At 63.4% G+C, this 22,036-nt stretch carries 17 protein-coding genes and 1 riboswitch; of the genes, 15 read left to right on the top strand and 2 right to left on the bottom strand.

Going from position 1 to position 22,036, the window contains the following annotated elements:
- Nucleotides 1-358: 358 nt before the first annotated feature.
- Nucleotides 359-700 (top strand): hypothetical protein, encoded by a 342-nt coding sequence (locus LF252_RS04155; RefSeq protein ID WP_226267910.1) that lies wholly within the window; start codon nucleotides 359-361, stop codon nucleotides 698-700.
- A gap of 92 nt (nucleotides 701-792) precedes the next feature.
- On the opposite strand, the gene ffh is transcribed toward LF252_RS04155, so the two are convergent.
- Nucleotides 793-2,142 carry a signal recognition particle protein gene (gene ffh, locus LF252_RS04150; RefSeq protein WP_226267908.1) on the bottom strand — a complete coding sequence of 450 codons (1,350 nt, stop codon included), beginning with the start codon at nucleotides 2,140-2,142 and terminating at the stop codon, nucleotides 793-795.
- A gap of 189 nt (nucleotides 2,143-2,331) precedes the next feature.
- Between ffh and LF252_RS04145 the strand changes: the two genes are divergently transcribed.
- The gene (locus tag LF252_RS04145; protein ID WP_226267905.1) at nucleotides 2,332-3,651 is read left to right on the top strand and encodes a glycosyltransferase family 4 protein; all 1,320 of its coding nucleotides are present in this window, start codon (nucleotides 2,332-2,334) and stop codon (nucleotides 3,649-3,651) included.
- Between the two features lie 100 nt (nucleotides 3,652-3,751).
- On the opposite strand, the gene LF252_RS04140 is transcribed toward LF252_RS04145, so the two are convergent.
- Nucleotides 3,752-5,617: a hypothetical protein gene (locus tag LF252_RS04140; protein ID WP_226267897.1), complete on the bottom strand. Its 1,866-nt coding sequence runs from the start codon at nucleotides 5,615-5,617 to the stop codon at nucleotides 3,752-3,754.
- A gap of 198 nt (nucleotides 5,618-5,815) precedes the next feature.
- Between LF252_RS04140 and pseB the strand changes: the two genes are divergently transcribed.
- From pseB to cobA, 13 genes are all read left to right on the top strand, one after another.
- The gene (gene pseB / locus LF252_RS04135; RefSeq protein WP_226267894.1) at nucleotides 5,816-6,835 is read left to right on the top strand and encodes a UDP-N-acetylglucosamine 4,6-dehydratase (inverting); all 1,020 of its coding nucleotides are present in this window, start codon (nucleotides 5,816-5,818) and stop codon (nucleotides 6,833-6,835) included.
- A gap of 150 nt (nucleotides 6,836-6,985) precedes the next feature.
- Entirely contained in the window at nucleotides 6,986-8,161 is a 1,176-nt protein-coding gene (gene pseC / locus LF252_RS04130; RefSeq protein ID WP_226267892.1) for a UDP-4-amino-4,6-dideoxy-N-acetyl-beta-L-altrosamine transaminase, read from the top strand.
- Between the two features lie 216 nt (nucleotides 8,162-8,377).
- Nucleotides 8,378-9,103, top strand: a complete 726-nt coding sequence (locus tag LF252_RS04125; RefSeq protein WP_262904836.1) for a glycosyltransferase family protein — start codon at nucleotides 8,378-8,380, stop codon at nucleotides 9,101-9,103.
- A gap of 180 nt (nucleotides 9,104-9,283) precedes the next feature.
- Complete coding sequence (gene pseG / locus LF252_RS04120; protein ID WP_226267888.1) at nucleotides 9,284-10,765, top strand: UDP-2,4-diacetamido-2,4,6-trideoxy-beta-L-altropyranose hydrolase; 1,482 nt, start codon at nucleotides 9,284-9,286, stop codon at nucleotides 10,763-10,765.
- A gap of 109 nt (nucleotides 10,766-10,874) precedes the next feature.
- Nucleotides 10,875-11,570: a DUF4328 domain-containing protein gene (locus tag LF252_RS04115; protein ID WP_226267886.1), complete on the top strand. Its 696-nt coding sequence runs from the start codon at nucleotides 10,875-10,877 to the stop codon at nucleotides 11,568-11,570.
- Nucleotides 11,571-11,597: 27 nt separating this feature from the next.
- On the top strand, nucleotides 11,598-12,638 hold the full coding sequence (pseI, locus tag LF252_RS04110) for a pseudaminic acid synthase (protein ID WP_226267884.1): 1,041 nt from the start codon (nucleotides 11,598-11,600) through the stop codon (nucleotides 12,636-12,638).
- 164 nt (nucleotides 12,639-12,802) lie between these two features.
- A complete protein-coding gene (locus LF252_RS04105) occupies nucleotides 12,803-14,152 on the top strand; it encodes a hypothetical protein (RefSeq protein ID WP_226267882.1) in 1,350 nt (449 codons plus the stop codon).
- A 135-nt stretch (nucleotides 14,153-14,287) separates the two neighbouring features.
- Nucleotides 14,288-15,586 carry a DUF7033 domain-containing protein gene (locus LF252_RS04100; protein ID WP_226267880.1) on the top strand — a complete coding sequence of 433 codons (1,299 nt, stop codon included), beginning with the start codon at nucleotides 14,288-14,290 and terminating at the stop codon, nucleotides 15,584-15,586.
- A 101-nt stretch (nucleotides 15,587-15,687) separates the two neighbouring features.
- Nucleotides 15,688-17,166, top strand: coding sequence for a lipopolysaccharide biosynthesis protein (locus LF252_RS04095; protein ID WP_226267878.1), 1,479 nt, complete (start codon nucleotides 15,688-15,690; stop codon nucleotides 17,164-17,166).
- 234 nt (nucleotides 17,167-17,400) lie between these two features.
- A riboswitch (SAM riboswitch) is annotated at nucleotides 17,401-17,492 on the top strand.
- Between the two features lie 323 nt (nucleotides 17,493-17,815).
- On the top strand, nucleotides 17,816-18,592 hold the full coding sequence (locus LF252_RS04090; protein WP_226267876.1) for a phosphoadenylyl-sulfate reductase: 777 nt from the start codon (nucleotides 17,816-17,818) through the stop codon (nucleotides 18,590-18,592).
- A gap of 144 nt (nucleotides 18,593-18,736) precedes the next feature.
- Nucleotides 18,737-19,645, top strand: coding sequence for a sulfate adenylyltransferase subunit CysD (gene cysD, locus LF252_RS04085; protein WP_226267874.1), 909 nt, complete (start codon nucleotides 18,737-18,739; stop codon nucleotides 19,643-19,645).
- A 124-nt stretch (nucleotides 19,646-19,769) separates the two neighbouring features.
- The gene (locus LF252_RS04080; RefSeq protein WP_226267872.1) at nucleotides 19,770-21,059 is read left to right on the top strand and encodes a sulfate adenylyltransferase subunit 1; all 1,290 of its coding nucleotides are present in this window, start codon (nucleotides 19,770-19,772) and stop codon (nucleotides 21,057-21,059) included.
- Nucleotides 21,060-21,254: 195 nt separating this feature from the next.
- A complete protein-coding gene (gene cobA / locus LF252_RS04075) occupies nucleotides 21,255-22,022 on the top strand; it encodes a uroporphyrinogen-III C-methyltransferase (RefSeq protein ID WP_226267870.1) in 768 nt (255 codons plus the stop codon).
- Nucleotides 22,023-22,036: the final 14 nt, after the last annotated feature.

Genomic DNA, 22,036 nt, shown 5'->3' with positions numbered 1-22,036 from the left:
GGCCGGCTGCGGCGCGGCTGCCGGCCGCTTCATCGTTCGACGGAGTCGCCGAGTATCGGCACGCCTGATTCTGGCTGGCAACCGTACCGTCCTTGAAGATATTGGGCTACAGTCGGCGCGGTTTATTGAACTACTCCAGCACAACTCCAGCTCGGATACAGCGTCTATTGAAAGTTTTCTCTCCAGACTCCCACCAACGCCCGGCACAAACTATAATCTGCTGTATCAGGCATTCAGTCAGTACTATAGAGCTTACTCTGCCACTGATGCCACGCAAAAGCAGCAGGCGGTGTACTTGGGAAACTGCTTTGCCGTATGGCATGAGCACGTCCGGTTGGAGCCTTTCATCAGGGGCGCTATGCCGCTCATCATCCGCCGCTGTGTTACGCAACGGCTGCTGCAGTTCGATATTGGCTCCACTCGCCTGGCAGTGGCACAAGATGTTCCTGCTCAGCACGCGCTGCCACTGCCCCGCGCCTCCTCGGCGGTGGCCCTGCTGGAAACCGTCGGCGGCTCTTCGTTAGCACCTGACCTAAGCGGCACTGCTGCCCACGACTGGACTCAGATTCAAGAGCGGATGCGGTACATATTCGCGCTATTCCGTGCCTTCCACGCTGATGCTCAGGTGCGCAGTGCCCCATATTCCACTGGGCAATTGGCTAACATTCAAGCCGGCTGCTACCCAGAGGGACTGTTATAGTAAAGGCTTAAATTTCCCACATAAAACGCCACCGCGCCCAGCAGCCGAAGCCACCGGGCGCGGTTTTATTTAGGATTAGCCGAAATCCGGGGTTAGCGTATGGGGCCTTTCATGCCCATCATACGGGCCATTTGCTGCATGCCGCCTTTGGTCTGGCTCATTTTGTTCATGGTGCGCATCACTTTGCGCATGTCCTCGAACTGCTTCATCAGGTTGTTCACCTGCTGAATGTCGGTGCCGGAGCCTTTGGCGAGGCGGCGGCGGCGCGAGCCGTTCAGCAGCTCGGGCTGGGCGCGTTCCTGCGGGGTCATGCTCTTGATGATGGCCTCAATCGGCTTGAAGGCGTCGTCGTCGATTTCCACGTCCTTTAGGGCTTTGCCCATGCCGGGAATCATGCCCACCAGATCCTTCAGGTTGCCCATCTTCTTGATCTGCTCCAGCTGGGAGAGGAAGTCGTCGAAGTTGAACTGGTTTTTGCGGATCTTCTGGTTGATGCGCTTGGCCTCCTCCTCGTCGAACTGCTGCTGGGCGCGCTCTACCAGCGAAATCACGTCGCCCATGCCCAGGATACGCTGGGCCATGCGGTCAGGGTAGAACAGGTCGAGGGCCTCCATCTTCTCCCCGGTGGAGATAAACTTGATGGGTTTCTCCACTACGGCCCGGATGCTAAGGGCCGCACCACCACGGGAGTCACCATCGAGTTTGGTGAGCACCACGCCGTCAAAGTTCAGGCGGTCATTGAAGGTCTTGGCCGTGTTTACGGCGTCCTGACCGGTCATGGAGTCCACCACGAACAGGGTTTCCGAGGGGTTGATGGCCCGCTTCACCTGCTCAATTTCGGCCATCATCTGCTCGTCCACGGCCAAGCGGCCGGCGGTGTCGATGATGACGACTTTCTTGTTGTTTTTGCGGGCGTACTCAATGGCGTTCTGCGAAATCTGTACCGGATTCTTGTTTTCTGGCTCCGAGTACACTTCCACGTCAACCTGCTCACCCAGCACCTTCAGCTGGTCGATAGCAGCGGGACGATACACGTCGCAGGCCACCAGCAACACGTTGCGGCCCTGCTTTTTGATGTGGTTGGCCAGCTTACCGGCGAAGGTGGTTTTACCCGAACCCTGCAAACCCGACAGCAGCACCACGGCCGGCTCGCCTTTGATGACGATGTCCTGCTTTTCGCCGCCCATGAGCTGGGTCAGCTCATCGTACACGATTTTGGTCATCAACTGGCCCGGCGACACGCTGATGAGCACGTCGCGGCCCATGGCCTCATCCTTGATTTTATCGGTTACTTCCTTGGCTACCTTATAGTTCACGTCGGCATCCACCAGGGCGCGGCGGATTTCCTTAACCGTGGAAGCCACGTTGATTTCGGTGATGGAGCCCTGACCTTTCAGGGTTTTAAACGCCCGGTCGAGCTTGGTACTGAGGTTATCAAACATCGGATGATGTACGGCTATGGATGATGAAGAGCTGGTTCCGGTTGCGGCCTACTGCCCCGCGAAACGGGCCCAGAGGGCAGCGGCACTACAATGGCGCGGGAAACCGGGTTCAGCCTCCAAAAGTAACCAGAAAACCCCGAAAGGCCGCGGGTGCGTACCTTCGCGGCTTCACTATTGCCTTTGCTGCCCGTGCCCGAGCCTGCTGTGCGTCCGCTTCGTTTGCTGGTGATTACCTACTACTGGCCGCCCTCGGGCGGGGCCGGGGTGCAGCGTTGCCTCAAGTGGGTGAAGCACTTGCCGGCGCTGGGCGTCGAGCCCACCGTACTTACCGTAGACCCCGCCCAGGCCGCCTACCCCGTGCTGGACCACTCGCTGGCCGCCGACGTGCCGCCCGGCGTACGGGTGCTGCGCACGGGCACCCGCGAGCCGTTCGGGGCCTACCAGAAACTCACCAACCGGCCCATTCCGCACGGTGGGTTTGCCAACGAGGGCCGGGTGTCGGTGGCGCAGCGGGTGGCCCGCTTCGTGCGCGGCAACGTGTTTCTGCCCGACCCGCGCCGGGGCTGGAACCGGTTTGCGCTGCGGCAGGTGGCCGCGCTGGTAGCCGCCGGCGAGCAGTTCGACGCCGTGCTGACCTCTTCCCCACCCCACTCCACCCAGCTGATCGGGCTGGAGCTAAAGCGGCGCTACGGCTGGCACTGGCTGGCCGATTTGCGCGACCCGTGGACCGACATTTACTACACCCAGACGCTGATGCGCACCGCCGTGGCCCGCTGGCTCGATGCGCGCTACGAGCAGCAAGTGCTGCAGGCCGCCGACGTGGTCATCACCACCAGCCCCGACACCGGCCGGCTGCTGCAAGGCAAGGTTCCCCAGCTGCCCGCCAGCAAGTTTGCCGTGCTGCCCAATGGCTACGACGAAGCGGATTTTCAGCACCCGGAAGCCGCCCCGGCCGATACCCTGCTGCTGACGTACGTGGGCACCATCACGGGGCAGTACCACGTGGGGCCATTTTTTGAGGAAGTAGCCGCCTGCGCCGCCCGGCACCCGCAGGTGCCGCTGCGCCTGCGCTTCGTGGGGCGGGTAGCCAAGGACATCGAGCAGCAGCTGGCGGCGGCGGGCCTCACGGTGCGTACCGAGCTGGTGGAGTTTGTGCCGCACGACGAGGCGGTGGTATACATGCAGCGCTGCACCGCCCTGCTGCTGGGCATCCCCGACGTGGCCCACAACCGGGGTATCCTGCCGGGCAAGGTGTTCGAGTACCTCGCCGCCGGCCGCCCCATTCTCTGTATCGGCCCCGCCGGCTCCGATGCCGACCAAGTATTGGAAAGCTGCCAGGCCGGCCGCAGCGTCGAGTACGAGGACCGCACCGCCATGCGCACCTATCTGGATGAGCTGGTAGCCGCCTGGCAGCTGAATCCCACCATCCCGGTGCCCGCCACCGGCCGCAGCCGCTACTCCCGCCGCGGCCTCACCGAGCAGCTGGTGCAGCTGATTCGACGGAAGTAGCGGCTGCGGCCGGTGGCGGGCACGAGCGAAGCGAGTATCCATCACTACACCATTCGCGGGAGAACTCGCCTGCGGCTCGTGCGCGGAGCGGAGCTGCGCGCTACTGTGTCAGCCGGTCCCAGACTTTGCGCACGGGCTTGGGCAGGGCATCCAGCAGCGCAGCGCGTACTTGGCCCATAGCGGAGCGTTTCAGCTCCTGCCCCTGGTGGCGGGCCAGTTTGGCGGCCAACTTGTCGGCCAGGGCTTTGTAAAGGGGGCGCTGGTAGTGGCGCAGATTATTGGTCACGTCGGCGCGGGTGCGCACGATGGCGCGCACATCCACCACCTCCACGTTGGGGGTGCGGGCGGCGAAATCGAGCAGAGCGGCGTTCATCTGCTGGTGGCGCTGCACGGCCCCCACTTCCGCTGAGTCGAGCACCTCCACCTCGGCCCCGGTGAGCAGCAGGAGCGGCACGGTGGCGGGCAGCTGCTCACGCAGCCACGCCAGATTTTCCTGGAAACGGGCAGGCGTGAGCGGGCCGGCGTAGGTGTACTCCTGCCGGAAGCGGCGCAGGAAGGCTTCATCCATCCCCCGAAACTTACGCTGGGCGTAGCGCCGGGCCTGCTCGGCGGGGTCGGTCTGCGTCAGGTCGTGGTAGCCGCCGAAGGGAATGAGCAGGCCGGTGGCGTTTTCCCGGTACAGGTCCTGGGTGTAATCCATCAGCGGGCTGTACACCACGGCGTCGTAGCCGGGCTGCCAAAGGCGGGGCCGGAAGGCTTCGGCATCCAGAAACGGCAGACTAGCGGCCAGTCGCTGCTGCTCCTCAGGCGGCAGCGTGCGGCTCAGGCGCAGCAGCTCGGTGTGCTCGGTGTGCACCGGCACCTGGTTGTCGTTCACATAATTAAAATCCTCCACTACCTCCACCTGGTAGGTTTGCAGGTAGGGCGTGAGCTGGCCCAGGTCGCAGCCGCCCTTGAGCAGGATGCGCAGGCGCTTGGTGGGGTCTGGGGGCGACGCGGCCGCTTTCGTTGCCGCCTCGGCGGGGCTTTCCAGCTCAATCCAGTCAGGAATTTCGGTCTGGTTCAGCTCGGTAGCCACGTCGCCCTGTACCTGTAGCTTCGGGAAGCCGAGGTGGGCGTAGGTCCACTGCTCCACGCCCAGGTGCAGGATGCGGCAGCTGAAGGTGAACTGCTCCAGCTCGTTGGTAAAGGTATTCAGGGCGTACACGCCTACCAGGCCGTAGTCGCCGAACCGGTCCCGCACGCGCACGGTGCCCCAGCGCAGGCGCGTGGCCTCCAGCCTGGCTTCCAGTTCCTGGTACACCACGCGCTTTTTGGTGTAGTTCAGCTGATTGGAGCGGTTAATCAACTCCTCGATGCGGTTGAAATCAGGCCACACGGCGTCTTTGCCCTCACGTAGCTCTACCCGCACCTGGGCGTCGCGCAGGAACGCCAGGTTGTCGCCCTGATAGTCGGCGCGGGCCTGCTGCTGGCGCTCCAGCAGGCGGTACTGCTCCAGGCGGGAGTAGGTGGGGTCGGGCTTGCCCTGGGTACGCAGCGCGGGGGCCAGCTGGGGCAGGTCGATGGGGTCGGCCACCTGTAGCTCCGGGTTGTAGTGCAGGGCCTCGGCCCGGTTGATGGGGTTATCGTCAAGAAACAGGGCGTTGGGAGCCCGCAGCTGCATGTCTTCCAGCAGTTGTTTGATGATGGGGCCTTTCGGCTGCCAGCTCACCCGCAGAAACACGAACAGGTCCCGCACGCCCAGCTCGGTGAGGCGGGCTTCCACCGGGGCCAGGTCGTTCTTGCTAACAATGGTGTGAATGAGGCCGCGGGCGGCCGTGTCGCGCACCAGGGCCAGGTTTTCCGCTACCTCCTCCACGTCCCCCTCTGAGAGCGTACCCCGCCAGAACGTGTCGTCCAGGTCCCAGATGACGAGTTTGATGGGCTGGGGGAAAACGAAATCGGCAGAAGAAATATCGGGCGTCATGCTGAGCGAAGTCGAAGCATCTCTACCGCTTCGTTGGGATACTGCTGCCACGAAGCGGTAGAGATGCTTCGACTTCGCTCAGCATGACAGTAAGCAGACTTGCCGTCATGGGCACAAAACTACGCAAGCTCCGGCCGGAATGCCTACTTTTGCCCTCCTTACCCCGGCCGGCCTGGTGGCCGGCCCTGTTCCTGTAGCATGGCCCTCGACCTCAACAACAAATCCATCCTGGTAACCGGCGGCACCGGCTCGTTCGGCAAAAAGTTCGTGCAGACGGTTTTTGAGCTGTTTCCGAACGTAAAACGGCTGGTAGTTTACTCGCGCGACGAGCTGAAGCAGTACGAAATGTCGCAGCAGTTTCCGCACAGCCAGTACCCGGCCATCCGCTACTTCATCGGCGACGTGCGCGACGGCGAGCGGCTGAAACGGGCCTGCGAGGGCATCGACATCATTGTGCACGCCGCCGCCCTCAAGCAGGTGCCCGCCGCCGAGTACAACCCGATGGAGTGCATCAAAACCAACATCTTCGGGGCCGAAAACGTGATTAACGCCGCCCTCGACTGCGGCGTGAAGGACGTGGTGGCCCTGAGCACCGATAAGGCCGCGGCCCCCATCAACCTCTACGGCGCTACCAAGCTCTGCTCCGACAAGCTGTTTGTGGCCGCCAACAACATGAAAGGCAGCCGGGATTTGCGCTTCTCGGTGGTGCGCTACGGCAACGTAATCGGCTCCCGCGGCTCGGTGGTGCCGTTTTTCCTGCAGCGCCGCGAAACCGGCGTGCTGCCCATCACCCACCCCGACATGACGCGCTTCCACATCTCGCTGGAGCAGGGCGTGGACCTGGTGCTGTACGCGCTGGAGCACAGCTGGGGCGGCGAAATCTTCGTGCCCAAGATTCCGAGCTACGTAATTACCGAGGTGGCCAAAGCCATCGGTCCCGACTGCCGCCAGGAAATTGTGGGCATCCGGCCGGGCGAGAAGCTGCACGAGGAAATGATTACCGAAACCGACGCCCTGAGCACGGTGGAGCTGGCTAAATACTACGTGATTCTGCCCTTCACCCCGCGCTGGGACGTGGACGACTTCATCCGCCACTTCGGCGGCCGCCGCGTGGAGCCCGGTTTCCACTACGACTCCAGCAACAACACCGAGTGGCTGGATGCCGAGCAGATCCGTGAGGAAATCCGCCAGCACGTGGACCCGGAATTTGCCGCGTAAGGCTCCAACTATTTTTCAGAAGCACGACGGCTGCCCTACCGGGCGGCCGTCGTGTTTTTGGGGCCCACGTAGCGGCCCGACTGCCAACCCGCAGTTGAGTCGGCGGCTCAGCATGACAATTCCCGGGCCCGCGCTTACTTTTGACCCCGTATGAGCACTTCTTCGTTCCAGCCCACCCGCCCCATTGCCTACGGCCGCCAGCACATCACCCCCGAGGACGTGCAGGCCGTGACGGAAACCCTGTACTCGGATTACCTGACGCAGGGGCCCAAGGTGGCGGAGTTTGAGCAGCAGTTTGCCGCTTACGTGGGGGCGCGCTACGCCGTGGCCGTGGCCAACGGCACGGCGGCCCTGCACCTGTGCGCCCTGGCATTGGGCGTGCAGCCGGGCCAGCGCGTCATCACCACCCCCATCACCTTTTCGGCCTCGGCCAACTGTGTGCGGTACTGCGGCGGCGAGGTGCATTTCGTGGACATCGACCCCGCCACGGCGCTTATGGATTTGCAGGCCGTGCGCCGGCTGCTGGAAAGCCACCCCAAAGGGCACTTTCACGGCCTGATTCCGGTGGATTTTGCCGGCCTGCCCGTGAACCTGGAAGCCGCCCGTCAGCTCTGCGACGAGTTTGGCCTCTGGATGATTGAGGACAGCTGCCACGCCCCGGGTGGTTTTTTCACCGACTCCCACGGCCAGGAGCAGCGCTGCGGTAACGGCCAGTTTGCCGATCTGGCCATCTTCAGCTTCCACCCGGTAAAGCACATTGCCACCGGCGAGGGCGGCATGATTACCACCAACCGGCCCGACCTCTACGAGCACCTGCTGCGCCTGCGCACCCACGGTATCACCAAAGACCCCGCTCAGATGACCCGCAACGACGGCGGCTGGTACATGGAGATGCAGGAGCTGGGCTATAACTACCGCATGCCCGACATGCTCTGCGCTCTGGGCATCAGTCAGCTGCGCCGCGCCGACGAGGGCCTGCTGCGCCGCCGCCAGCTGGCCGCCCGCTACGACGCGGCTTTTGCCGAAATGCCCCAGGTGACGCCGCTGGCCGGGGCCCCGGGCCACGCCTACCACCTCTACGTGATTCAGGTGCCCGACCGCAAAGGCCTCTACGACGCCCTGCGCGAGCGGCAGATTTTTGCCCAGGTGCACTACATTCCGGTGCACACCATGCCCTACTACCAGGGCCTGGGCTGGCAACCCGGCGACTTCCCGCGGGCCGAAGTCTACTACGCCCACTGCCTGAGCATCCCCCTCTTCCCCAGCCTCACCGACGAGGAGCAGCAGTACGTAATCGACTGCATCCGGGAAGTGGTGGGTGGATAGGTAGTTGGGTGGTTGGGTGGTTAGGTTGTTAGGTGGGTGGATAGGTGGATAGGTGGTTGGGTGGTTAAGTAATCCTATCATAGGCCCAACTACCTACCCACCCAACCACCTAACCACCTATCCACCCACCTAACAACCTAACCACCTAACCACCCACCCACCTAACCACCCAACCACCCAACCACCCAACCACCTAACCACCCAACCACCTACCCCTTGCAACGCGTCGGTATTATTTCTCAGGCTCGAATGACCAGCACCCGGCTGCCGGGGAAAGTGCTGCGCCCGGTGGCGGGCCGGCCGCTGCTGGAGTACCACGTGCAGCGGCTGCGGGCGGCCGGGCAACCCTTGTACCTGGCTATTACCGACCGGCCCACCGACGACCCGCTGGCCGAATACGCCGCCACTCACCAGCTGCCCTGCACCCGGGGCCCCGAGGACGACGTGCTGGCCCGCTACCACCAGTGCGCCACCGCTCACGAGCTGGACGTAATCGTGCGCGTCACCTCCGACTGCCCCCTGCTAGACGGCACGCTGGTGGGCGAGGCCGTGCAACAGTACCTGGCCGCCGACAATCCGCGTCTGTACCTTTCCAACGTGCTGGAGCGCACCTACCCGCGGGGGTTTGATTTCGAGGTGTTTTCCAGGGAGCTGCTGAATGAAGCCTACCAGCACGCCACCACGGCCTCCGACCGGGAGCACGTGACGCCCTACATCCACCAGAACCGCTCGGGCCGGGTAGAGTTTGCCCACATCCGCCGGGAGCCTGGCCGCAGCGACTACCGCCTCACGGTAGATACCCCTGAGGATTTCGAACTGATTAAACAGCTGATTAATAAGCACCACGCCGACGCGCTATCCGCTGACCAGCTGATTGCCCTGCTGGACGCCCACCCGGAGCTGGTAGCCCTCAACGCCCACATCGAGCAGAAGAAGCTGTAGCAACCTGAAGCCTCTGATGAGTAAACAGTCATGCTGAGCTTGTCGAAGAATCTCTACCGCTTCGTTGGGTTGGTATTGCCACGAAGCGGTAGAGATGCTTCGGCAGGCTCAGCATGACGTTCTACCAATTCACAACGGCCCAATTCATCACTCATAACTCATCATTCATAACTTCCCCACATGGCGCGCTTGCTTTTTCGGGCTGATGGCAACTCCCGCATCGGGCTGGGCCACGTGATGCGGCTGCTGGCGCTGGCCGAAATTCTGCGGCCCGATTTTCCGGAGCAGCTGTTTCTGATTCGGGAGCCGGATGCGGCTTTGGCGGAGCAGTTGGGCGCGGCCGGCCTCACGGTGCAGGCCCTGCCCGCCCAGCCGCTGGCCGAGGAAGCCGCTTACCTGGTGCGTCACCTGCTGCGCCCCACCGACGTGCTGGTGCTCGATGGCTACGACTTTCGCTACGACTACCAGAACACCGTGCGCGGCAAGCTGGCCCGCCTGGTGTACCTCGACGACCTGCACGCCTACCCCCTGGCCGCCGACCTGGTGCTGAACCCCGCCGGAGGCCTCACCCTGCGGCAGTATGAGATGCGCCAGCCCGGCGCGCGCCTGCTCAGCGGGCCGGCCACCGCGCCGTTGCGCACCGCCTTCCGCACCGCGCCCCCCGCCGCCACCCCACCCGACCCTACCACCGTGCTGGTGTGCCTGGGCGGGGCCGACCCTACCCACCAGACCCAGCGCGTGGCCGCCGAGCTGCTGACGTTGCCGGCCGTACGGCGCGTGCACGTGGTGGTGGGCAGCGCCTACGTGGGCTGGGAAAGTCTGCAGACGTGGGCCTTGGAGCAGCCCCGCCTGACCCTGCACCGCAACCTGCCGGCCCCCGAGCTGGCCGCCCTCATGCGCCAGTGCGGCGCGGCCGCGTGCTCGGCCAGCACCGTCAGCTACGAGTACTGCGCCGCGGGGGGCGGCCTGCTGCTGCTGCTGCCCACCGCCGACAACCAGCACGATATCGACCACTACCTGCGCGGCGCGGGGCTGGCCCGTCCCTACGCGTCGGCCGCCAACATCCTCACTTCGCCCGAAGCCGCCCGCCTCGCCGTGGCCCTGCAGCAGGCCCAGCGCAGGGTGTTCGATGGGCTGGCCCCGGTGCGGCTGCGGCAGGAGCTGCGGGCCCTGCTGCTGCCCCAGCCACCCTTCTACCTGCGCCCCGTACAGCCCGCCGACTCCGACCAGCTCCTGGCCTGGACCAACGAGCCCACCGTGCGGCAGTTCTCCTTCAACCCCAACCCCGTAGCCCGCCCCAACCACGAGCAGTGGCTGGCCGCCCGCCTCCAGGACCCTCACGCGTTGCTGCTGCTGGCCCAGGATGCCGCCACCGGCCGCCCGGCCGGCCTCATCCGGTTTGCCGTGAGCGGAGAAGATGCCACCCTCAGCTACCTGCTCGATGCGGGCTTCCGGGGACGCGGGCTGGCCCCGCTGCTGCTGCTGGCCGGTACGCGCCGGGTGCTGGAGCACTTCCCGCAGGTGCGCCGGGTGCTGGGCCACGTGCAGCGCGTAAATACGGCATCGGTAAAAGCCTTTGAGCGGGCCGGCTTTACGGTGACGGCAGACGTAGCCGCAGCACCCGACTCGGTTACTTTTTCGTGGTTGTCTACTGATTTCTAAATTACCCTGGAACACCTTAGTATGGTGTGGCAAGGTATTTCGTTGCGCTCAGAAGGGCAGTTCCGCACTAACCCGAGCCTCTATAAACAGTTCTGTATTCTACTATCACATGCTACGCAACAATGAGCGCCGGGGGCAGACAGCCCATACTGTATTCTTAGCAGTCAGCCTGTTTTCACTGTCGTACGCGCTGTTCAACTTCGTATATTCCTTCCAGCTGAAAAACATTGGGCCTGATGACCTGACTACCGGGCCGCTGCTGGCCTTTGGCTGGGCGAATCAGGCGGGTATCGTCATCAATTCCGGGCTGCTGCTGACCAGTATCGTGAGCTTTATTAGCTGGTCGCGGCGGGCGTACGCCAACTTGGCGGCCGTGGGCGTCGATACCACGTATCCGCATAGCCAAGTGGTTATTGGTTGGTTTGTTCCCGTTCTGAGCCTCTACCAGCCCTACCGCATTATCCGGGAAATCTGGCGTTCAACCCAGTACCGGGCTTTCGGCTACGTTACCAGCCACGCGCTGGTGCGGATATGGTGGGCGCTGTTTCTGTTTCGGACTGTGCTGGGCATCGTGGTGTCGGCCGCATCCAGCATGATGACGCTGGAAGCCATTCGTACCTCGTTGCAGTTTACGGCCGCGGCGCTGCTGTTTGATGCGCTGGCGGCCTGGGTAACGGCCCGCATGATTAACCGCATCAGGCAGTTTGAGCAGCAGCTGGCGCTTACCCTGAACGTGCAGCAGTTGGGCCTGGCGGCCCCGGAACCGGCCTCCCTCTCCCCCACCGACCCCGATTTGTACCTGTAGCTGCGGCCGGCTTCGTATTTTTGCGGCATGACCATTTCCTTCGGTTCCCGCCTCGTTGGCCCCGACCAGCCCCCGCTCATCATTGCCGAGCTCAGCGGCAACCACAACCAGGACCTCAACCGGGGCCTGGCCATTGTGGATGCCATGGCTGCCGCCGGCGCCCACGCCATCAAGCTCCAGACCTACACCGCCGATACCATGACCCTGCCCGGGGCCTACCGCATCGACGACCCCAACTCGCTCTGGTTTGGCCGGGAGCTGCACGAGCTGTACCAGGAGGCCCATACGCCCTGGGAGTGGCACAAGCCCCTGTTCGACCGGGCCCGGCAGCACGGGATGCTGGCTTTCAGCTCGCCCTTCGACGAAACCGCCGTGGATTTCCTTGAAACCCTCGACGTGCCGGCCTACAAGATTGCCTCCTTCGAGAATACCGACTGGCCGCTGCTGCGCCGTGTAGCCGCCACCGGCAAACCCGTGATTATGAGCACCGGGGCCAGTCAGCTGGCCGAGGTGGCCGAAGCCGTGCAGGTGCTGCGCGAAGCCGGCTGCCGCGAGCTGGTGCTGCTGAAGTGTACTAGCACCTACCCCGCTACGCCCATCAACACCAACCTGCGCACCCTGCCCCACTTCCAGCAACTGTTCCCTGACGCGCTGGTGGGCCTCTCCGACCACACCATGGGCGTGGGCGCAGCCGTGGCCGCCGTGGCCCTAGGGGCCTGCGTGGTAGAAAAGCACGTAACCCTGCGCCGCGCCGACGGCGGCGTGGACTCCGCCTTCTCGCTGGAGCCCGAGGAAGTGACCCAGCTGGTAACCGAAACCGAGCGGGCCTGGCAGGCGCTGGGCCAGGTGCAGTACGGCGTGCAGCGGGCCGAGGAGAAAAGCCGCCTCTACAAGCGCAGCCTCTACGTAGCCCAGGATATTGCCCCCGGCGAGGTCTTCACCAAAGACAACCTGCGCGTAGTGCGCCCCGGCGACGGTCTGCCCCCCCGCTACTACGACCAGCTACTGGGCAAGCCCGCCCGCCAGCTTCTCAAAGCCGGTACCCCCCTCACCTGGGACGCGCTGTAATAGAAATGTGGTGGAATGTGCAGAATATGGCTGAATGTGAAGCGTGAAGCCTCTACCAGCAGTGCCTGAATTTTCACAAGCTGCCTCACTGGCAGTATACCCTTCCACATTCGGCACATTTTCACATCCCGTCACATTCCCTGCCGTTCTCTCACGTGTCAACCATGTCCCATCCCCCTCTCCCGAGTCCGTCAGGCTCCTCCCTCTCTCCCGGAGAGGGGGGCCGGGGGGGTGAGGCCACCCGCCTGCGCGACATCCTGCAGCTGCGGTTTACCGACCTGTTTGCCTCCCTGCCGGCGCACACCCTGGAGTCCATTTCGCCCCGCAGCCCCTGGAAGCGGCTGCTGAAGGTGGCGGTCTACGCAGTGGTGCGGCTGGTGGGCAACGTGTTCCGGAAGGTGCGCAACCCGGAGGAGCTGCGGGGCAAAGTGTGGCTGTACGTGGTGAGCCAGAACAACTACGACGCCTTACACTTCCTGCGCGAGGCCCGGCCCGATGCCGTGCTGGTGGCCGGCCAGAGCAAGCAGATTGGCCGCTACAACCGGCAGGTAAACCGTCTTTCGCTGCGGCGCAAGCTGCTGTACTACGGGCAGCTGCCGGCCGTGTACCGCGCGTTGCGGCGCACCGAGGGCGAGCGGGCCTGGCGGTTCTTCGACCTCATTTTCAACGCTATCGGCTACTACGAGGTGTACCGGCGGGCCCTGCGCCACTACCGGCCCCGGGCCGTGGTGTTTGCCAACGACCACAACGACGACGCCCGCGCCCTGCTGCTAGCCTGCCAGGCCGAAGGCATCCCCACGGCCTACATCCAGCACGCCAGCGTGAGCACCAGCTTCCCGCCGCTGGGGTTCGACCTAAGTCTGCTGGAAGGTCAGGATGCCCTCGATAAGTACCGCCTCTGCGGCACCGTGCGCGGCCGCACGGAGCTGGTAGGCATGCCCAAAGCTGATGCCTTCCTGACCCGCCGAAACCAGGAGCCGCAGGTGCGCCGGGTAGCACTGGCCTGCAACACCCTTGATGACCTGCCGGTTCTGGCTGGTACGCTCGAGTACCTGTTCACCGAATTTCCCGACCTCACCTTCACCTTGCGCCCCCATCCCGGCGACCCGCGCGACTTCACGTTTCTGCAGCAGCGCCACCCCGGGTTACGGTTCTCGGATGCGCGGCAGCAGAACGTATTTGAGTTCCTCGGGGAGCACGACGCCCTGATTGCCGCCGATACCAGTACCCACCTGGAAGCCGTGCTGCTCAACCTAGCCAGCGTGTACGTGCGCTTCGGCAACCAGGGCGTGGCCGATGATTACTACGGATTCGTGGCCCAAAACCTCATCGAGCGGGCCGATGCGCTGCCGGAGCTGGGCGCCTGGCTGCGCCGCTACCGGCAGCACAAGCCGCTGGACCTTTACCGCCGCGCCGCCTACTACAACGCCACCCTCGGCACGCCCGATGAAGGCCACAGTCAGCAACGGGCTGTGCGGCTACTGGATGAGTGGCTGCAGACTAACGGGCAATAAGATAGAAGAATTTAGCCCGCAGAGGACGCGGAGGGTTGCGCAGAGGACGCAGAGCTGTTCTGCGTAGTACCTTGCGGTATGTTACCGCCGCTGCCTTCTGTACCCGCAACTACTGCTGAAAGCCGACTTCACTACGTGCTCCAGCACTTCTGGCAGGCGTATGATACCGTCCCAACGGTCAGTATTGGGTATGCCGGTACGCAGCCACAGGTGGAGGTAGCCGCCGTGGAGCACGGTTTTTTTGCGGGTACGGCCCCCTATCCGGCCCCGCCAGTGTGGCGGGAGTGGCAGGGCCGGCAGCTCCCGTTTTTCTTCGACGACCAACCCGCCCGGCCGCTGCTGGAGCTGCTGCCCAACGGCCGGGTCCGGGTGCAGGCCGATGTGGTCTCGGCGGCCTTCTACCTGCTCAGCGGCTGGCAGGAGTTCTACTCCGACGAGCGGGACCAGCATGGGCGCTTCCCCTACGCGGCCAGCGTGCAGCAGCGCTACGGCTTTGTAACGGTGCCGGTGGTGAACCACTACTTCGAGGTGTTGCGGGCGGCCGTGGAACACGCCGGCGGCCAGCCCCTGCGCCCCCGCCGCTGGGCCGATGGCCGCGCCTGGGCCGCCTTTATCACCCACGACATCGACAACCTCTACAGCGCCTGGAAAGCCCCCGCCAAAGCCGCCCTGCAGCGCCGCGACTGGCTGGATTTCGCCCGCCGCTACTGGCAGCACTTCACCCAGAAAGACGCCTGGGACAACCTAATTGAGGTGCAGAAAACCGTAGCCGAGTATGGCGCCAAAAGCACATTCTTCTTCCTTCCCGAGCACCGCAAGGCCCCCAACGGCACGCCCAATGCGGATTATCAAGTAAAGCAAATCTTGCCAGTCATAGCCACTCTGAAACAGCACGGCGCAGAAGTAGCGCTTCACGGCAGTTTAGGCACTTCGCTTGACCCCGATAGGTTGTATGATGAAGTAGTTTCATTCGACTCCGCAGGTTGGGGACTGCGCTTCCACTACTTGCAATGGGAGCCGCGTGTGACACCAGATCTGGTGGATAATCTAACCAATGGTTACGATTCTACGCTAGGCTTTGCCGAGCACTACGGTTTCCGTAATTCCTACTGTCTACCATTTAACTTATTTAATTTCCAACTAGGCGAAGCAGCTGATTTCCTCGAAATCCCGCTCAATGTGATGGACGCCACCCTGCACCACCCGAAATATCTGCAGCTGGCTCCGGAGGAAATTCTGCCGGCCCTCACGCCCATGTTTCAGGAGATTGAGCGGTTTGGGGGCGTGTGTACGGTGCTTTGGCACAACGAAAACTTCGACCCGGCTAACCACTGCAACGGCCCGAGCGAGTTCCGCGCACTCATGGAGTACCTTCGCAGCCGCAACGTGGCCTTCGTCAATGGCTCGGATATAGTAAGTGAGATGGTGAAGTAGTGAACTGGTGAGTTTTCTGCTCAGCATGCGCGACTTAAAGAGGAAACTCACCAGTTCACTATTTCACCATCTCACTATTTCACCTTTCACCATTTCACCTTTTGGGCATCGTTCAGCGGCAGGGGCTGCGCAACACGGTTATTTCGTATGTGGGGCTAATTCTGGGGTTTGTGAGCACCACGCTGGTGCTGCCCCGGTTTCTGGCACCGCAGCAGCTGGGGCTCACGGGCACGTTGTCGAGCCTAGCTACGCTGTTTGCGCAGGTTGCGGCGCTGGGGTTTGCCAGCGTGGGCATTCGATTTTTCCCCTACTTCCGCAACCGGGAGAACGGGCACCACGGGTTCCTGCCGTTTCTGGTGGGCGTGCCGCTGCTGGGATTTGCGGTGGTGCTGGGGCTGTATCTGCTGGGCCGGCCTACCATCCTGGGGTTCTATGAGCAGGATGCCACCCTGCTGAATACTTACTACCTGTGGGGGGCGGTGTTTGCGCTGTTTACCCTGCTCTACTCCCTGCTCGATGCCTACCTGAAGGGCCTGTACCACACGGCGTATTCCTCGTTTCTGCAGGATGTGCTGTTGCGGGTGCTGATTCTGGCCGGGGCCCTGCTGTTTGCGGGCAAGTGGCTCACATTTCACGGCTACGTGCTGTGGTATGTGAGCGTGAACGGGGTGCTGGTGCTGCTGCTCACGGGCTACCTCATGCGCATTGGTGAGCTGCACTGGCGGCCCCGGCGGGCGGTACTGGCGGTGCGGCCGGTGCGCGAGCTGCTGGGCGTGGGCGCGTTTACGCTGCTCAGCTCCCTGGCTGGCTCCATTATCATGTACCTCGATACCCTGATGGTGGGTGCGCAAGTGAATCTGGCCGCCGCCGGCATCTACCAGATTGCCTTCAACATCAGCACGGCGCTGGCCATTCCGGCCCGCTCGCTCAACAAAATTGCCTTCCCCCTGCTGGCCGATTACTGGAAGGAGCAGAACCTGACGGGCATGGCTGAGTTCTACCGCCGCACCACCCGCCTCAACACCCTCATCGGCTGCTTCCTGGCCCTGGGCATCGGCCTGAATCTGGACTTCATCTACTCCCTCATGCGCGCCGACTACGCCCAGGGCACCCTGGTGGTACTGCTGTTGCTGGGCAGCCGGCTGTTCGATGGCGTAACGGGCGTGAACGGGCTACTGCTGGTTACCTCGCCCCGCTACCGGTTTGATTTAATCTTCAACGTTTCGCTTTCCTTGCTCACCATCGGGCTGAACCTCGTGCTCATCCCCCGGCTGGGTATGGTGGGGGCGGCGGTGGCGGCGGTGGCGGCGCAGGTGAGCATCAACCTGGCCCGTACGTGGTTTGTGTGGCACAGCTTCCGGATGCAGCCCTTCACCTGGCGTATTCCCTTGATTCTGGGCATTGCGGCCGTGGCCGGCGGGGCTGCCTGGCTGGTGCCGGCCGTCGGCTCGCCCTTCCTCACCATGCTGCTGCGCTCCGCGGTGCTCACGGCCGTGTACGGCGGCCTCGTGCTGGTGACGGGCACCGCCCCGGAGGCCACGGCGCTGCTGCAGAACATGAGAAAACGGCTGGGGCTGTAGCGTTTTCCACCCTCCTGTCATCCTGAGCTTGCGAAGGACCTTACCACGTTGCAACGAATTGCGCCGACGTGATAAGGTCCTTCGCAAGCTCAGGATGACGTTTTTTTATGCCTCACCCCTCTCCTGACTACTGTTCTGCTTCCTAACCCGAGCGTTCTGAAAAAGAAAAATTTGCAAGTGTAAAATTTCGTCCCGTACCTTTGGGGCACCAATTCTTTTACCCACAAAGGATTGTTTTTATACAGAGGCGTGGAGAGACAGGCTCCCTGAAGCGCCGGCAACCAGCGGAAAATCCGAAACGGTGCCAAGTCCTGACCATATAAAAACAACGAACCGTGAACCGCTTCTTCAACTTCGCCGCCGCATCCGCTACCTCCTGTGCTGTACAGCATGGCTGTTGTGCGATGATGGTGATGCCCTGTTGTTGTAAGTAGGCACGAACCACTTCCCTTTTGCTGGTTCGGGTGCTGATTTCGGCCGACTAACGCCCTAGCGGGTGCCGCGTCGGAGTAGCGCCCCCGTGTATTCCTGTTCCGCCTGTTGCCTTCTGGCTGCCGTCTGCGTGCGGCCGGGCACCTGCTGTGGAACCATCTTCCGGCCGGAATGCCGCGCCCCAGGCGGGCCGCTTCCTCCTCCCCCTCTTCCTGCCATGCCTGCAGCTGATGCTGCGCCGGCCGTCCACGCCCAGCTGGACCGCCTGCGCCCTCTCGTAGTGGCCGCCTCCGCCCTGGAGCGGCTGCGTCTGGTAGCCGACACCTTCCCCAGTCAGGCCGTTTTTTCCACCTCGTTCGGGCTGGAAGACCAGATTATCAGCCACCTGATTTTCGCCCACGACCTGCCCATTGAGGTATTCACCCTCGATACCGGCCGCAACTTCCAGGAAACTTATTCCACTTGGAACAAGACGCTGATCCGGTACCAGAAACCCATTGCGGTGTACGCCCCTCAGCGCGAGGACCTGGAAAACTTGCTTCTGCAGAAAGGCCCTAACTCGTTCTACGAGAGCGTAGACAACCGCAAGGAATGCTGCCACATCCGCAAGGTGGAGCCCCTAAACCGGGCTCTGGCCGGCCGCGGGGCCTGGGTCACCGGCATCCGGGCCGAACAATCTCAGAACCGGCAGACGATGGACCCCGTGGAGTGGGACGCGGCGCACCAGCTCGTGAAAATCCACCCGCTGTTCGACTGGACCTGGGAGCAGGCGCTGGCCTTCGTGCAGCAGGAGGGCATTCCGGTTAACCCCTTGCACCAGCAGGGCTTCGTGAGCATCGGCTGCGCCCCCTGCACCCGCGCCATCAGGCCCGGCGAGGATTTCCGGGCCGGCCGCTGGTGGTGGGAAGACCTTTCGGCCAAGGAGTGCGGCCTGCACGCCACCGCCCCCCACGACGGCCCCGACCCGGTGGTGGAGCCGGTACCAGCCGGATAGCACGAGGCAAAAACAACCTCTGCGCCCTCTGCGAAATCCTCTGCGTCCTCTGCGGGCTAAAAACCCTGAACGACCATCGTGCAAACGAGATAAGGTCCTTCGCAAGCTCAGGATGACAGATTAAAAGCTAAAATCCAGACAAATATGAGTACCTCTTTCGATTACCTCGACCGGCTGGAAGCCGAAGCCATCCACATCCTGCGGGAGGTGGCGGGGCAGTTTGAGCGGCCGGCCCTGCTGTTCTCGGGCGGCAAGGATTCCATTGTGCTTACGCGCCTGGCCGAAAAGGCTTTCCGCCCCGGCCGCTTCCCCTTCCCGCTGGTGCACGTGGATACCGGCCACAACTTCCCCGAGGTGCTGGCCTACCGCGACCAGCTGGCTAACCAACTCGGCGAAAAGCTGGTGGTGCGCAAGGTGGAAGACACCATCAAGCGGCAGCGCCTGCGCGAGCCGGGTGGCAAGTATCCCAGCCGCAACCCGCTGCAGACCTACACGCTGCTGGAGGTAATCGAGGAGTTTGAGTTCGACGCCTGCATTGGCGGGGCCCGCCGCGACGAGGAGAAGGCCCGGGCCAAGGAACGCGTCTTCTCGGTGCGCGACGAGTTTGGCCAGTGGGACCCCAAGCGCCAGCGCCCCGAACTCTGGAACATCTACAACGGCCGCATCCAGAAGGGCGAAAACATGCGCGTATTCCCCATTTCCAACTGGACGGAGCTGGACGTGTGGCGCTACATCCAGCGCGAAAACATTCCGCTGCCCGACATCTACTTCGGCCACGAGCGCACCTGCGTGGTGCTGCCCTCGGGCCAGCTGCTGGGCCTCACCGAGCACCTGCAGCTGGATGAAGAAGACGAAATCGTGACCCGGCAGGTGCGCTTCCGCACCGTGGGCGACTCCACCTGCACCGCCGCCGTGGAAAGCGATGCCCGCACCGTGGAAGACATCATTCAGGACCTGCTGCTGGCCAAAGTGAGCGAGCGGGGCGCCACCCGCCTCGACGACAACATCTCCGAAGCCGGCATGGAGGACCGCAAACGGAACGGGTATTTCTAGTGCTTAGTGCCTGGTTGGTAGTGCTTAGTGACGGACAAAGGGTTCATCAAGAACCTACCCACTAAGTGCCAACAACCACCCAAACAAACTAAGCACCAAGCACTAACAACTAAGCACTAAGATCATGGACTTACTTCGATTTATCACCTGCGGGAGCGTGGACGACGGCAAGAGCACCCTGATTGGGCGGCTGCTGTACGACTCCGAATCGGTGTCGCTGGACGTGCTGGCGGCGCTGGAGAAGCGGCAGGCTTCTAATGGCACCGTGGACCTGGCTTTGCTGACCGACGGCCTGCGCGCCGAGCGGGAACAGGGCATCACCATCGACGTGGCTTACAAGTACTTCACCACGCCCCGCCGCAAGTTCATCATCACCGATGCACCCGGCCACGTGCAGTACACCCGCAACATGGTGACGGGCGCCAGCAACGCTGACCTGGCCATTGTGCTGGTGGATGCCCGCCAGGGCGTGATTGAGCAGACCCGCCGCCACACCCTCATTGCCGCGCTGCTGGGCATCCGGCACTTTGTGCTGGCCGTGAACAAGATGGACCTGGTAAACTACGACGAGGCCGTGTTTGCCCGCATTGCCACCGACTACGCCGAGCTGACCAACCACTTCCACCTGCCCGCCGCCACGGCCATTCCGCTGAGCGCCTTGCAGGGCGACAACGTGGTGCGGCCTTCTCAGCACCTGCCCTGGTACACCGGCCCCAGTCTGCTCCAGCACCTGGAAAGCGTGCCCGGCGCCCAGGAAACCGAGGCCGCGCCCCGCTTCCAGGTGCAGTACGTGATTCGGCCCCAGACGCCCGAGCTGCCCGACTACCGCGGCTACGCCGGCCAGATTCTGAGCGGCCAGTACCGCCGCGGCCAGCGCGTGCGGGTGCTGCCCTCGGGCCTGGAATCGGAAATCGAAGCCATTGAGGTAAATCAGCAGGAAGTGGAAACGGCCGCGGCCCCGCAGGCCGTGGTAATCCGGCTGCGCGACGACGTGGACGTGAGCCGCGGCGACGCCCTGGTGCCTGCAGGCCCCGAGGAGCCGGCCCTCACCCGCGAGCTGGAAGCCACCCTGTGCTGGATGAGCGAGCAGCCCCTGTGGCCCGGCCGCAAGCTGTTGGTGCAGCACCACTCGGCCCTCTCGAAAGCGGCCGTGTCGGCCATTCTCTACAAGGTGAACGTGCAGACCTTCGCCCGGGTGCACACCGAGCAGGCCCAGCTGAACGACATCGTGCGGGTGCGCCTCAAAACCGCCCTGCCCCTGGCCGTGGACAACTACACCGACAACCGCACCACCGGCTCCTTCATCCTGGTAGACGAGCTGACCGGCGACACCCTGGCCGCCGGCCTGGTAGAAGCCGCCAACTCCGAGTACTTCACCGCGCCGGTAGCGCCTCCGGTAGCCTTTTCAATTTAGGCTGCTGACGAACGTCATGCTGAGCTTGCCGAAGCATCTCCACCTCTGGCTAATCAGATGGCAGCACCGATAACCGCTCCATAGCCCAGGGTTTAAACCCTGGGCTACTGAACCGCCCAAGCAAAGCGGTAGAGATGCTTCGGCAAGCTCAGTATGATCGGCAATTCACTCAATCACTCATTCTCTAATTCACCGATGCAAACGCCCCGCCTTACGGTACTGGGTGCTGGCCCCGGCGACCCGGAGTTGCTCACGCTCAAAGGGGCGCGGGTGCTGTCGGAAGCCGATGTGATTTTGTACGACGCGCTGGCCAACCGCGCCCTGCTTGGGCACGCCCGCCCCGAGGCTGTGCTGGTACCCGTGGGCAAGCGGCGCGGCATGCGCAGCCACTCCCAGGACGACATCAACGCCCTAATTGTGGACTATGCCCGCCGCTACGGCCACGTGGTGCGCCTCAAAGGCGGCGACCCGTTCGTGTTCGGGCGCGGCCGGGAGGAAATGCTCTACGCTGAAGCCCACGGCCTGCTCACGGACTATGTGCCCGGCATCAGCAGCGCGGTGGCCGCGGCCGGGGCCGCGGGTATTCCCGTCACGCACCGGGGCCTGAGCGAAGGATTCCGGGTAATTACGGCTACCACCGCCACCGGCGAACTGGCCGGCAGCATCCGGGAAGCCGCCCGCGACGCCCGCGGCACCACCGTCATTCTGATGGGCCTGGGCGAGCTGCCGCGCATTGTGCAGGCCTTCTGCGAGCAGGGCCACGCCGACACCCCGGCCGCCATCATCCAGAACGGCACCCTACCCCACGCCCGCTTGGTAACCGGCCCGGTTGCCGAGCTGCCCGCCCGCACCGCTGCCGCCGAAATCGGTGCTCCGGCCATCATCATCATCGGTGAAGTAACCCGCCTGGCCACCCCGGAGAAGCTGGCGCTGCTACCGGAACTATACGCAGCGGTAGCCTAACGCCCTCCCAACCA

Origin of the sequence: Hymenobacter pini (assembly GCF_020421205.1) — a bacterium.
GTDB lineage: Bacteria > Bacteroidota > Bacteroidia > Cytophagales > Hymenobacteraceae > Hymenobacter > Hymenobacter pini.
Note: the sequence above shows the minus strand (reverse complement) of the source record. Positions and strands in the feature narration are given on the sequence as shown.